The sequence below is a fragment of the Pantoea sp. SGAir0175 genome (assembly GCF_043547855.1).
Window position 1 is genome coordinate 765437 of record NZ_CP028081.1, and the last position, 12610, is coordinate 778046.

General features: G+C 58.3%; 12 protein-coding genes and 1 other annotated feature. Of the genes, 9 read left to right on the forward strand and 3 right to left on the reverse strand.

Translation table 11 applies throughout. The features are described from left to right. Nucleotides 1–6 precede the first annotated feature (6 nt). Both sltY and trpR read left to right on the forward strand, forming a co-directional pair. Nucleotides 7–1926, forward strand: a complete 1920-nt coding sequence (sltY, locus tag C1N56_RS03480) for a murein transglycosylase (protein WP_058771515.1) — start codon at nt 7–9, stop codon at nt 1924–1926. 43 nt (nt 1927–1969) lie between these two features. Further along, nucleotides 1970–2278 carry a trp operon repressor gene (gene trpR / locus C1N56_RS03485; protein WP_211725045.1) on the forward strand — a complete coding sequence of 103 codons (309 nt, stop codon included), beginning with the start codon at nt 1970–1972 and terminating at the stop codon, nt 2276–2278. Here the strand turns inward: trpR and yjjX are convergent, their stop codons facing one another. Then, nucleotides 2279–2797, reverse strand: coding sequence for an inosine/xanthosine triphosphatase (gene yjjX, locus C1N56_RS03490; protein ID WP_021508686.1), 519 nt, complete (start codon nt 2795–2797; stop codon nt 2279–2281). A 51-nt stretch (nt 2798–2848) separates the two neighbouring features. Here yjjX and gpmB point away from each other — a divergent pair, with 51 nt between their 5' ends. Continuing rightward, nucleotides 2849–3496, forward strand: coding sequence for a 2,3-diphosphoglycerate-dependent phosphoglycerate mutase GpmB (gene gpmB, locus C1N56_RS03495; protein ID WP_021508687.1), 648 nt, complete (start codon nt 2849–2851; stop codon nt 3494–3496). Nucleotides 3497–3852: 356 nt separating this feature from the next. Here gpmB and robA read toward each other — a convergent pair whose 3' ends face one another. After that, a complete protein-coding gene (robA, locus tag C1N56_RS03500; RefSeq protein ID WP_021508651.1) occupies nt 3853–4728 on the reverse strand; it encodes an MDR efflux pump AcrAB transcriptional activator RobA in 876 nt (291 codons plus the stop codon). 193 nt (nt 4729–4921) lie between these two features. On the opposite strand from robA, the gene creA reads away from it, so the two are divergent. After that, nucleotides 4922–5395 (forward strand): protein CreA, encoded by a 474-nt coding sequence (gene creA / locus C1N56_RS03505; RefSeq protein ID WP_022548913.1) that lies wholly within the window; start codon nt 4922–4924, stop codon nt 5393–5395. A gap of 50 nt (nt 5396–5445) precedes the next feature. On the opposite strand, the gene arcA is transcribed toward creA, so the two are convergent. After that, the gene (gene arcA, locus C1N56_RS03510) at nt 5446–6162 is read right to left on the reverse strand and encodes a two-component system response regulator ArcA (protein ID WP_021508652.1); all 717 of its coding nucleotides are present in this window, start codon (nt 6160–6162) and stop codon (nt 5446–5448) included. A 609-nt stretch (nt 6163–6771) separates the two neighbouring features. On the opposite strand from arcA, the gene C1N56_RS03515 reads away from it, so the two are divergent. The 5 genes from C1N56_RS03515 to thrC all read left to right on the forward strand — a co-directional run bounded on the left by C1N56_RS03515 (nt 6772) and on the right by thrC (nt 12501). Beyond that, nucleotides 6772–7491 carry a tRNA/rRNA methyltransferase gene (locus tag C1N56_RS03515; RefSeq protein ID WP_394517130.1) on the forward strand — a complete coding sequence of 240 codons (720 nt, stop codon included), beginning with the start codon at nt 6772–6774 and terminating at the stop codon, nt 7489–7491. Nucleotides 7492–7662: 171 nt separating this feature from the next. Next, nucleotides 7663–7734, forward strand: coding sequence for a thr operon leader peptide (gene thrL, locus C1N56_RS03520; RefSeq protein WP_128601299.1), 72 nt, complete (start codon nt 7663–7665; stop codon nt 7732–7734). After that, nucleotides 7670–7793 (forward strand) — a sequence feature (Thr leader region). It overlaps the preceding gene by 65 nt. Before the next feature lie 26 nt (nt 7794–7819). Further along, nucleotides 7820–10282, forward strand: coding sequence for a bifunctional aspartate kinase/homoserine dehydrogenase I (thrA, locus tag C1N56_RS03525; protein WP_394517131.1), 2463 nt, complete (start codon nt 7820–7822; stop codon nt 10280–10282). A gap of 2 nt (nt 10283–10284) precedes the next feature. Then, on the forward strand, nt 10285–11214 hold the full coding sequence (gene thrB / locus C1N56_RS03530; RefSeq protein ID WP_104093879.1) for a homoserine kinase: 930 nt from the start codon (nt 10285–10287) through the stop codon (nt 11212–11214). A 3-nt stretch (nt 11215–11217) separates the two neighbouring features. Then, on the forward strand, nt 11218–12501 hold the full coding sequence (gene thrC / locus C1N56_RS03535; RefSeq protein WP_021508656.1) for a threonine synthase: 1284 nt from the start codon (nt 11218–11220) through the stop codon (nt 12499–12501). Nucleotides 12502–12610: the final 109 nt, after the last annotated feature.

Consider the following 12610-nt stretch of genomic DNA (forward strand, 5'->3'; position numbering starts at 1 on the left):
AGCGGAGTGGAGAAGTGGCGTAACTGGATGATAGGGATCTGTCTGGTCAGCACGGCCGGCAGCGTGTGGGCCGATTCGCTGGATCAGCAACGACAGCGCTATGCGCAGATCAAACAGGCCTGGGACAACAAACAGATGGACCAGGTTGAGCAGCTGATGCCAACGCTGCAGGATTATCCGCTCTATCCGTACCTGCAGTACCGCCTGCTGGCGCAGGATCTCGATCAGGAGACCGGGCTGGCGGTGAAAAACTTTATTCAGCAGTATCCGACGCTGCCGCCGGCGCGTTCGCTGCAGACGCGCTTTGTTAACGTGCTGGCGCACCGCCAGGACTGGCCGGGCGTGCTCAGCTTCAGCCCGGATGAGCCAAAGCCGGTGCAGGCGCGTTGTAACTGGTACTACGCCAAATGGGCGACCGGTCAGCAGCAGGCGGCGTTTGACGGGGCCAAAGCCATCTGGCTGCGCGGGACCGCGTTGCCGAACGACTGCGACAAACTGTTCTCGGTGTGGCAGGCGTCAGGGCAGCTTTCGCCGATCACCATCCTCGAACGCATCCGCCTGGCGATGAAAGCCGGCAACGACAGCCTGGTCAATTACCTGGCGAAAATGCTGCCGGCGGATTATCAAACCACCGCCAGCGCGCTGATTGCGCTGCAGCAAAATCCCCAGACCGTCACCACTTTTGCCAGCACCCTCGGCCCGACCGATTTTACCCGCATGGCCACCAGCTACGCCTTTGCCCGCGTGGCGCGTCAGGATATGGACAACGCGCGCATGATGATCCCGCAGCTGGTTCAGGCGCAGAAGATGAGCCCGGCGGAAGAGCAGGATCTGAAAGAGACGGTGGTGTGGCGCATGATGGGTGCCGATCTCACCTCGGAGCAGGCGCGCTGGCGCGATGCGGTGGTGATGAACAGCGAATCCACCGCGCTGATTGAGCGGCGCGTGCGGCTGGCGCTGAGTGAAAACGACCGTCGCGGTCTGAACACCTGGATTGCCCGGCTGCCGGTGGAAGCCAAAGAGAAAGATGAGTGGCAGTACTGGCAGGCCGATTTACTGATGGCGCAGGGGCGCAAAGAGGAAGCGGAAGAGATTCTGCGTAAGCTGATGCAGCAGCGCGGTTTCTATCCGATGGTGGCGGCGCAGCGGCTGGGCGTCGAATATCCGCTGCAGGTGGATCAGGCGCCGGCGGCGGACAATAGCGTGGTGCAGGGGCCGGAGATGGCGCGCGTGCGCGAGCTGATGTACTGGGGGCTGGATAACCTGGCGCGCAGCGAGTGGGCCAACCTGATCAGCAGCAAAACCCATACCCAGCAGCAGATGCTGGCGCGCTACGCCAACGAGCAGGACTGGTGGGATCTCAGCGTGCAGGCCACCATCACCGCGAAGATGTGGGATAGCCTGAAAGAGCGTTTCCCGCTGGCGTGGCGCAATCTGTATCAGCAATACACCAGCGATAAGGGCATCACGCCAAGCTACGCCATGGCGATTTCCCGCCAGGAGAGCGCGTGGAACCCGAAAGCGCGCTCACCGGTTGGCGCCAGTGGCCTGATGCAGGTGATGCCGGGCACCGCCAGCCATACCGTGAAGATGTACAACATTCCGGGTTACGTTAACAGCAGTCAGCTGCTCGATCCGCAGACCAATATTCAGATTGGTACGCAGTATCTGGAGTATGTCTATCAGCAGTTTGGTCAGAACCGCATCTTCTCTTCTGCCGCCTATAATGCCGGCCCGGGGCGGGTGCGCAGCTGGCTGAATACCAGCGGCGGCAAACTGGATGCGGTGGCGTTTATCGAAACCATTCCCTTCTCGGAAACCCGCGGCTACGTGAAAAACGTGCTGGCCTACGATGCCTATTACCGCTACTTCATGGGCAAGCCGGATAAGATTCTCGCCGACGGCGAGTGGAATCGCCGTTACTGACTGTGTTATGCTTCCGTACTCGTTAATGAGTACGGAAGCCTTCATGAGCCAACCCCTTTCCCCGCAGCCGGTTGAAGACAACTGGCTGCGTTTCATCAACCTGATGCACAACGCGTTTTCCGATGACGTAGCGCTGCCACTGCTGCAGCTGATGATGACACCGGATGAACGCGAAGCCTTAGGCACGCGCCTGCGCATTATCGAAGCGTTGATCAACGGTGATATCAGTCAGCGCGAGCTGAAAAACGAATTGGGCGTCGGGATTGCCACCATCACCCGTGGATCCAATAGCCTGAAAGAGGCGCCGCCAGAGCTGAAACGCTGGCTGGAAGCGCGCCTCGGGCGCAGCTGATCACTGCTGATACAGCGGGTGAGTGAACGGACAGAGCGCCAGAATCAGGGCCTGATGATAGACGCTGGAGCGGCTCAGCAGGCCGTGGGTGAAGGCGCCAATCGCACCGCCCTTATGTTTGATATTCTCCACGCCGGTTAAGCGCGCCATTTCGTCACCGAGCTCATGCCCGGCAGCCAGACCGGCCATCACCACCGGCGGCAGCGTAAAGCTGGCAGAGCGGGATTCACCGCGCTGCTGCGCATTCTCCACCACCATCCAGGCAAAGGCGCAGTCGCCTTCGATGCCCGCTTCAATCGCCACCCAGTAATCCGCCTGTGGCCGCACATGACGCGCGTTCGCCACGCGCTGGCGTGCGCCAGTTCGCGTTTCGGCATCGCTTAAGGGCTGCGCGGCGACGCCGCTCTCGACCTCGACCCCTTCAATATGGCAGGATCCTTCGCCGAAAACGTCGTTGAACGCCTGAGCAATTGCGCGGATTTTTGCCGGATTGATGGTGGCTGCGACAACATGGTACATAATTACCTGAACCCTCAAGACAAATTTGTCGCAGTATAACGGAAATTAAGCATGTTACAGGTCTATCTTGTTCGTCACGGTGAAACGGTTTGGAATGCGGCCCGACGCATTCAGGGGCAGTCCGACAGTCCGCTGACGGATAAAGGTGAGCAGCAGGCGCATCAGGTGGGCGAGCGCGTGAAATCGCTGGGCATTACTCACGTGATTGCCAGCGATTTAGGACGTACCCGGCGCACCGCGGAGATTATCGCTGATGCCTGCGGTTGTACGGTGACGCTCGATGCCCGCCTGCGCGAGCTCAATATGGGCTGTCTGGAGCAGCGTCCGCTCGACGGCCTGACGGCGGAAGAGGAGAGCTGGCGTAAAGCGCTGGTGGATGGCACCGAAGGCGGCCGGATTCCGGGCGGTGAGTCGATGGAGGAGATGGCGACGCGCATGCATGCCGCGCTCAATGCCTGTCTCGATCTGCCGGCGGGTAGCCGTCCGCTGCTGGTGAGCCACGGCATGGCGCTGGGTGTGCTGGTGAGTACCATTCTCGGGCTGCCGGCCCATGCGGAGCGTCGTTTGCGTCTGCGTAACTGCTCGATTTCGCGCGTCGATCATCAGCAAAGCGCCTGGCTCGCCGCCGGCTGGGTGGTGGAGACGGCCGGTGATGTGTCGCATCTGGATGCCCCTGCGCTGGATGAGCTGCAGCGTTAATCGCGGTAGCGCACGGCGCAGAATGGCCGCGTATCGGTGCGTATTAATGATCGCGTATCGGTGCGCATGAATGCGCACCCTACGAGGGCATGGGCAATGCGCATCGGCGACAAACGGTGGGGGTTATTGCTGCGGTTGAATCGGTGCGCATGAATGCGCACCCTACGGGGTGCACGGGCAATGCGCATCGGCGACAAACGGTGGGGGTTGTTGCTGCGGTTGAATCGGTGCGTATAAATGATCGCATATTGGTGCGCATGAATGCGCACCCTACGAGGGCATAGGCAATCCGCATCGGCGACAAACGGTTAATTTTCTGTAGGGTCGCCATTCATGGCGACCATCCGCACCGCCCGTTACTGCTGCGGACGAATCGGAATCAGATATTCGCAGCGAATCTCCATTGGCGGCTCGCTGCGCTTTTTGCCACCGTGCGTATAGAAGCGCTCAATATCCTGGCCCTGACGGCGCACCAGGCCGAGGGTGGGCATACAGGTGCCGTACAGCAGCAGAATAAACTCCTGCAGCGCAGTGCGCGGTCCCTGATAGCTGAACTGCACATAATCCCCGGCTTCCAGAATCACGCTCTGGTTTGACTGCATGCTCAGCGCCTGCTGGTCGGCCGGCACCGCCGTGGTGTACAGAATCTCCTGCTCATCATCCTTCTCATGGCTGGCGCGTACCTGATGCAGGCCGTACAGCACCGGCGGCACGGTATCGGTCTCCAGCAGGAACTGCTTCCAGAAGTGAATGCGCATCTCGTCGCGGTAGCTGGAGATCTGCTCCAGCGTACAGGTATAGCTTTGCGTTTGCCCCACCAGCACCGTTTCCGGCAGCGTGACGAACTGCGCTTGCGGCATCGGGTAATCATCGAGGCGAATCGGCGGGCGAATGCCGTACGAATTCCACTCCGACGAGCGGCGATACCACGCAGGTGTCTGATTGAACTGCTTTTTAAACGCGCGGGTAAAGGTTTGCTGCGAATCGAAGCGATACTGCAGCGCAATGTCGAGGATCGGCCGGCTGGTGAGACGCAGCGCGACGGCGGCCTTGGACAGCCGACGGGCGCGGATATACGCGCCGATGGCGTGGCCAGTAACTTCCTTGAACATTCGCTGCAGGTGCCACTTGGAATAGCCCGCTTTTAGCGCAACGTTATCGAGCGAAAGGGGTTGATCCAGATGGCTTTCCAGCCAGACAAGCAAATCGCGAATGATACCGGCTTGGTCCATAAAACATCCTCATAACTCTCTGGTGGCGCAACGATGAAGTCACCGAATAGTAGCACGAATTGCACAACGGCGCGGGGGTGGTTTGCCAGTTAACTGTGCTACATCAATGCGGGTTGAAACCCGTTAGGTTTGGTTCTCGGTTCGATTAACAGTACATTACATTCACATCTATTCCGTTTGCAATGGTAACTCAATGACAATAGCTCGCAATCTTATAGTCACGCTGGCAACATTTATGTTGAGTCAGAGCGTGCTGGCCGAGGAGATCGGCTCCGTTGACACCGTATTCAAGATGTTTGGCCCCGATCATAAGATCGTGGTGGAAGCCTTCGACGACCCCGACGTTAAAAATGTAACCTGTTATATCAGCCGGGCAAAAACCGGCGGTATTAAGGGCGGACTGGGTCTGGCGGAAGATACTTCCGACGCGGCCATCTCCTGTCAGCAGGTGGGACCGATAGAGCTTAGCGATAAAATCGCGCAGGGCAAGGCGCAGGGTGAAGTGGTGTTCCGCAAACGCACTTCGCTGGTGTTTAAAAAGCTGCAGGTGGTGCGCTTCTTTGACCAGAAACGTCATGCGCTGGTGTACCTGAGCTATTCGGATAAAGTGGTCGATGGCTCACCGAAAAATGCGCTGAGCGCGGTGCCGATTATGCCGTGGCACTGAGCCGATAAAAAAACGCCCTGACGGGCGTTTTTTTGTTTCGCGACGGACGCTTAATCCTGCAGCTCGCCGCAGAAGCGGTAGCCTTCGCCGTGGATAGTGGCGATGATTTCCGGCGTATCCGGCGTCGATTCAAAGTGTTTGCGGATGCGGCGAATGGTGACATCCACCGTGCGGTCATGCGGCTTCAGCTCGCGACCGGTCATTTTCTTCAGCAGGTCAGCACGCGTCTGGATTTTGCCTGGGTTTTCACAGAAGTGCAGCATGGCGCGGAACTCACTGCGCGGCAGCTTGTACTGATCGCCGTTCGGGCTGATCAGCGAGCGGCTGTTAATATCCAGTTCCCAGCCGTTGAAGCGATAGCTCTCGACCTGACGGCGCTCTTCGCTCGGCATCGCCAGATTCATGGTACGCGACAGCAGGTTGCGCGCACGAATCGTCAGCTCACGTGGATTGAACGGCTTGGTGATGTAGTCGTCGGCACCGATCTCCAGACCGAGGATTTTATCCACTTCGTTATCACGGCCGGTGAGGAACATCAGGGCGACGTTAGCTTGTTCGCGCAGTTCACGCGCCAGCAGTAAACCGTTTTTGCCCGGCAGGTTGATATCCATAATCACCAGGTTGACGTCGTTATCGGTCAAAACCTGATGCATCTCGGCGCCGTCGGTGGCTTCATAGACCACGTAACCTTCGGCCTCAAAAATACTTTTGAGGGTGTTACGCGTGACCAGTTCGTCTTCAACGATAAGAATGTGCGGGGTCTGCATGTTTCGCTACCTAAAATTTGCCAACAAATCGAAAACAGGGCGTACGGCGGTTGCCATAACTGTTCCACTGAACAGTGGGCCGTTCGCAACCGGTGTACGAAATGATCTTCGGAATACACCATCCATCTACGTCAACTTCAGTGTTAGCTCAGCCAGTCAGGATGAATATTTGCGTGCCCCGTGGGTATCGGACTGGCGCTTATCCTAACCGTATTAACAGCAACCTAACAGCACCAACAACAACCGATAAGCATAAAAACAACGCTTCGTTGACTTATATCAAATGCAAGTGTAGCACGTTAACACTTTTATGAAAAACTTCTACTGGAATGCCAGCTTAGCTCACAAAAAGCAGCATTTTCGCTACATTTCAGCTGCATCAGCGCAAAAGTAAAACCTGCAGGTAATAACTTTTCAATTGCATGAAAAATAATGTTTTAATATGGGTTTAGCGCATAAATTTTGCTTATTACGCATAATTACGCCTGCCCGGCATTTTTGCCCTGTTTTAACATCCTTAACATCTTATTTTCTCAGGCCCGTGCGGTTGGTATTTTGTCGCCTGCATGCCAACATAAGTCGGGTTATTAACCGTTCGATGGAAAAATCATGCATTTCCCCCTGATCCTTGTCTCACCCGCTCGCCCGGAGAATATCGGCGCGGCTGCCCGCGCCATGAAAACCATGGGATTTAGCGAGTTGCGTATTGTCGCCAGTGACGCCTGGCAGGATCCGGCCGCGCGGCGTGTGGCCCACGGCGCCGGTGAGATCCTTGACCACGTGAAAACCTATGATACGCTGAGCGCCGCGCTGGCGGATGTCGATTTTTCCGTGGCCACGACCGCCCGCAGCCGGGCGAAGTTTCGCTATTACGCCACGCCGGCGCAGGTCGAAACCATCCTGCAGGAGAAGCGTCAGTGGCTGAACCGCATCGCGCTGGTGTTTGGCCGTGAAGACAGCGGGCTGACTAATGAGGAGCTGGAACAGGTCGATCTGCTGACCGGCATTCCGATGGCGCAGGACTATCCTTCACTGAATCTCGGCCAGGCGGTGATGGTGTACTGCTATCAGCTGTCGGCGCTGCATCAGGTAGCGGCCGCGCCGGTTGAGGCGGCTAATGCGCAGCAGCTGCAGGCGCTGCGCCAGCGTTTTCATCACCTGCTGGTGACGCTGGAGGTCAGCAATGATGCCAAGCTGGCGGACTGGATCGACCAGCGCATCGGTCTGCTGGAACAGCGCGACAGCGCCATGCTGCACCGTTTGCTGCACGACGTAGAAAAAAAACTTATAGATAATTGCTCGGGAAAACCGGCTCCGGACAGTGAGTGATCGGGCGTCTGTGACGCTGCCTGAACGATCGCAATCCGTTTCGGCGTCTGCGGCGCAGCACTGCGCAGCAGCACCATTCGGGTGCAAAGACAAATTCGTTGACTTAACGTGCGCTTTGCTTTACTTCTGGAAGGCAGACGGACAAGACAAAGACAGACAGAAAAAATCTCAATGCGTAATCACAGCCTGAACACCACCATTATTATTACCACCACCATTACCACAGGTAACGGTGCGGGCTGACGCATACAGGAAAAACAAAAGAAAGAAGCCCGCACCTCAACAGTGCGGGCTTTTTTTTCGGCAAAAATTCAGGAGAGCTTCAATCATGCGAGTGCTGAAATTCGGCGGAACCTCGGTAGCCAATGCGGAACGTTTTCTCCGCGTGGCAGATATTCTGGAAAGCAATGCGCAACAGGGACAGGTTGCCACCGTGCTCTCTGCGCCAGCGAAAATTACCAATCATCTGGTAGCGATGATTGAGAAAACCATCAGCGGTCAGGATGCACTGCCGAATATCAGCGATGCCGAACGCATTTTTGCCGAACTGCTGCAGGGGCTGGCCGACGCTCAGCCAGGTTTCGATTACTATGGCCTGAAAACCCGCGTTGAGCTGGAGTTTGCCCAGCTGAAACAGGTGCTGCACGGCATCAGCCTGCTGGGTCAGTGCCCGGATGCCGTGAACGCCGCCATTATCTGTCGTGGCGAGAAGCTGTCGATTGCCATCATGGAAGCGCTGCTGCAGGCGCGCGGCCACAAAGTGACGGTGATCGATCCGGTCGAGAAACTGCTGGCGGTGGGCCACTATCTTGAATCGACTGTGGATATCGCCGAATCCACCCGGCGTATCGCGGCCAGCCAGATCCCGACCGATCACATGATCCTGATGGCGGGCTTCACCGCCGGCAATGAGAAGGGCGAGCTGGTGGTGCTGGGGCGTAACGGCTCCGACTACTCAGCGGCCGTGCTGGCGGCGTGTCTGCGCGCGGACTGCTGTGAAATCTGGACCGATGTCGATGGCGTTTACACCTGCGATCCGCGTCAGGTACCGGATGCGCGTCTGCTGAAGTCGATGTCCTATCAGGAGGCGATGGAGCTATCCTACTTTGGTGCCAAAGTGCTGCACCCGCGCACCATCGCGCCGATTGCTCAGTTCCAGATTCCATGCTTAATCAAAAATACCGCCAATCCTCAGGCGCCAGGCACCCTGATTGGCGGCGAAGGCGAAGTGGATGAAAATCCGGTAAAAGGCATCACCAATCTTAATAACATGGCGATGTTTAACGTCTCCGGTCCGGGCATGAAAGGGATGGTGGGCATGGCGGCGCGCGTGTTTGCCGCGATGTCGCGCACCGGCATTTCCGTGGTGCTGATTACCCAATCCTCCTCCGAATACAGCATCAGCTTCTGCGTGCCGCAGAGCGAGCAGGCGCGCGCGCGTCGCGTGCTGGAAGAGGAATTCTACCTCGAACTGAAAGATGGCCTGCTCGATCCGCTCGACGTGCTGGAGCAGCTGGCGGTGATTTCGGTGGTGGGCGACGGCATGCGCACGCTGCGCGGCATCTCCGCTAAATTCTTCTCGGCGCTGGCACGCGCCAACATTAATATCGTGGCGATTGCCCAGGGCTCCTCTGAGCGCTCCATTTCGGTCGTGGTCAGCAACGATGACGTCACCACCGGCGTGCGCGTGGTGCATCAGATGCTGTTCGCCACCGATCAGGTAATCGAAGTGTTTGTGGTGGGCGTCGGCGGTGTCGGCGGCGCGCTGCTTGAGCAGCTGCACCGTCAGCAGGCGTGGCTGAAGGGCAAGCATATCGATCTGCGCGTGTGCGGCATCGCCAACTCGCATGCGCTGCTGACCAACGTGCACGGCATCGACCTCAGCAACTGGAAGGCGGCGCTGGCGGAAGCCAAAGAGCCGTTTAACCTCGGCCGGCTGATTCGTCTGGTGAAAGAGTACCATCTGCTCAACCCGGTGATCGTCGACTGTACCTCCAGCCAGGCGGTGGCCGATCAGTACGCAGACTTCCTTGCCGAAGGTTTCCACGTGGTCACGCCGAATAAAAAGGCCAATACCTCGTCGTGGAATTACTACCAGCAGATGCGTGCGGCGGCGGCGAAATCGCGCCGTAAGTTCCTTTACGACACCAACGTCGGTGCCGGTCTGCCGGTGATTGAAAACCTGCAGAACCTGCTGAACGCCGGCGATGAGCTGATCAAATTCTCCGGCATCCTGTCGGGCTCGCTGTCGTTTATCTTCGGCAAGCTGGATGAGGGCGTGACGCTGTCCGAAGCCACCCGCATGGCGCGCGAGCTGGGCTTTACCGAGCCGGATCCGCGTGACGACCTGTCCGGTACTGACGTGGCGCGTAAGCTGCTGATTCTGGCGCGTGAGGCGGGTCATCAGCTGGAGCTGAGCGACATCGACATCGAACCGCTGCTGCCCGCCAGCCTGACGGACATCGCCGACGTCGATCAGTTTATGGCGCGGCTGCCGGAGCTGGACAACGCCTTTGCCGCGCGCGTTGCCAAAGCGCGTGATGAGGGTAAAGTGTTACGCTTCGTCGGCGCGATTGAAGAGGGCGGCGCCTGCAAAGTTAAAATCGATGCGGTGGACGGCAACGATCCGCTGTACAAAGTGAAAAACGGCGAGAACGCACTGGCGTTTTACAGCCGCTATTATCAGCCGATCCCGCTGGTTCTGCGCGGATATGGCGCGGGGAATGATGTCACCGCGGCGGGTGTGTTTGCCGATTTGCTGCGCACGCTGACGTGGAAGTTGGGAGTTTAATGATGGTAAAAATTTATGCACCGGCCTCGATAGGTAACGTCAGCGTCGGCTTTGATGTGCTGGGCGCGGCGGTTTCGCCGGTGGATGGCTCGCTGCTGGGCGACTGCGTGTCGGTCGAAGCGGCAGAGCAGTTTAGCCTGCAGAATAAAGGGCGCTTTGTCAGCAAACTGCCCGCCGATCCGCAGGAAAACATCGTTTACCAGTGCTGGCAGCGTTTCTGCCAGGCGATTGGTAAAGACGTTCCGGTGGCGATGACGCTGGAGAAAAACATGCCGATTGGCTCAGGCCTCGGTTCCAGCGCCTGCTCGGTGGTGGCCGGCCTGATGGCGATGAATGAGTTCTGCGGCCAGCCGCTTAACGACACCGAGCTGCTGGCACTGATGGGCGAGCTGGAAGGGCGCATCTCCGGCAGCGTGCACTATGACAACGTCGCGCCGTGCTTCCTCGGCGGCGTACAGCTGATGATTGAAGAGAACGGGATCATCAGCCAGGAGGTGCCGTGCTTTGATGACTGGCTGTGGGTAATGGCTTATCCGGGCATCAAAGTCTCCACGGCGGAAGCACGCGCCATCCTGCCGGCGCAGTATCGCAAGCAGGATGCCATCAAACATGGTCGTCTGCTGGCCGGCTTTATTCACGCCTGCCACACCCGTCAGCCGCTGCTGGCGGCTAAACTGATGCAGGATGTGATCGCCGAGCCGTATCGCACCAAACTGCTGCCGGGCTTTGCTGAGGCGCGGCAGGCGGCCAGCGACATTGGCGCGCTGGCCTGCGGTATTTCGGGCTCTGGCCCGACACTTTTCGCCGTTTGCAACGAGATGGCAACGGCACAGCGGATGGCAGACTGGCTGAGCCAGCACTATCTGCAGAATGAGGAAGGCTTCGTCCATATCTGCCGTCTTGATACGGCTGGCGCACGTAAACTGGGATAACGCATGAAACTCTACAACCTTAAGGATCATAACGAGCAGGTTAGCTTCGCGCAGGCCGTGAAACAGGGCCTCGGCTCGCAGCAGGGGCTGTTTTTCCCGCTGGAACTGCCGGAATTCGAGCTGACCGACATTGATGCGATGCTGGAGATGGATTTCGTCAGCCGCAGCAGCAAGATTCTCTCTGCTTACATCGGCGATGAAATTGCCGCGCACCAGCTGGCCGAGCGCGTGAAGAACGCCTTTGCTTTCCCGGCACCGGTGAGCCAGGTGAGCGACGATGTGGCCTGCCTCGAACTGTTCCACGGTCCGACGCTGGCGTTTAAAGATTTCGGCGGGCGCTTTATGGCGCAGATGCTGTCGTACGTGTCTGGCGCGGATGAGCAGATCACCATTCTGACCGCGACCTCCGGCGATACCGGCGCAGCGGTGGCGCACGCGTTCTACGGCATGGAAAACGTGCGCGTGGTCATCCTGTATCCGCAGGGCAAAATCAGTCCGCTGCAGGAGAAGCTGTTCTGTACGCTGGGCGGCAACATTGAAACCATCGCGATCGACGGCGACTTCGATGCCTGCCAGGCGCTGGTTAAGCAGGCGTTTGATGACGAAGAGTTGAAGAAAGCCATCGGCCTGAACTCGGCTAACTCCATCAATATCAGCCGTCTGCTGGCACAGATTTGCTATTACTTCGAGGCGGTCGCGCAACTGCCGCAGGAGAAACGTAATCAGCTGGTGGTGTCGGTGCCAAGCGGTAACTTTGGCGATCTCACGGCCGGTCTGCTGGCGAAATCGCTCGGTCTGCCGATCAAGCGCTTTATCGCCGCGACCAACGCCAACGATACCGTGCCGCGCTTCCTTGCCGACGGTCAGTGGCAGCCGAACGCGACCGTGGCAACGCTGTCGAACGCGATGGATGTCAGCCAGCCTAACAACTGGCCGCGTGTGGAAGAGCTGTTCCGCCGCAAAACCTGGCGCCTGACCGATCTGGCCTACGGCGCGGTGTCGGATGAGACCACCAAAGCCACCATGCGCGAGCTGGCAGAGCTGGGTTACCTGTCAGAACCGCACGCGGCGATTGCCTATCGTCTGCTGCGCGATCAGCTGCAGGAAGGGGAGTTTGGCCTGTTCCTCGGCACCGCGCATCCGGCGAAGTTTAAGGAGAGCGTGGAAGAGATTCTCGGCCAGCCGCTGCCGCTGCCGGAAGCGCTGGCCGCGCGCGCCGATTTGCCGCTGCTGTCGCATGCCATGAAGGCGGATTTCGCCGCGCTGCGGGCGTTTTTGCTGAAGTAAATATCTTACGGGCCGGTCACATCGGCCCGTTATGCATTTTTCTGGCGGCGCGATTTAACGCGCGGGTTTTTAACAGACGCGCAATGATTTGCGCCGCTACGATTCAGGT

Excerpts from the sequence above, each read along its gene's own strand:
- trpR (WP_211725045.1), top strand. The coding sequence starts at position 1,970 with ATGAGCCAACCCCTTTCCCCGCAGCCGGTTGAAGACAACTGGCTGCGT.
- yjjX (WP_021508686.1), bottom strand. The coding sequence starts at position 2,797 with ATGTACCATGTTGTCGCAGCCACCATCAATCCGGCAAAAATCCGCGCA.
- gpmB (WP_021508687.1), top strand. The coding sequence starts at position 2,849 with ATGTTACAGGTCTATCTTGTTCGTCACGGTGAAACGGTTTGGAATGCG.
- robA (WP_021508651.1), bottom strand. The coding sequence starts at position 4,728 with ATGGACCAAGCCGGTATCATTCGCGATTTGCTTGTCTGGCTGGAAAGC.
- creA (WP_022548913.1), top strand. The coding sequence starts at position 4,922 with ATGACAATAGCTCGCAATCTTATAGTCACGCTGGCAACATTTATGTTG.
- arcA (WP_021508652.1), bottom strand. The coding sequence starts at position 6,162 with ATGCAGACCCCGCACATTCTTATCGTTGAAGACGAACTGGTCACGCGT.
- C1N56_RS03515 (WP_394517130.1), top strand. The coding sequence starts at position 6,772 with ATGCATTTCCCCCTGATCCTTGTCTCACCCGCTCGCCCGGAGAATATC.
- thrA (WP_394517131.1), top strand. The coding sequence starts at position 7,820 with ATGCGAGTGCTGAAATTCGGCGGAACCTCGGTAGCCAATGCGGAACGT.
- thrB (WP_104093879.1), top strand. The coding sequence starts at position 10,285 with ATGGTAAAAATTTATGCACCGGCCTCGATAGGTAACGTCAGCGTCGGC.
- thrC (WP_021508656.1), top strand. The coding sequence starts at position 11,218 with ATGAAACTCTACAACCTTAAGGATCATAACGAGCAGGTTAGCTTCGCG.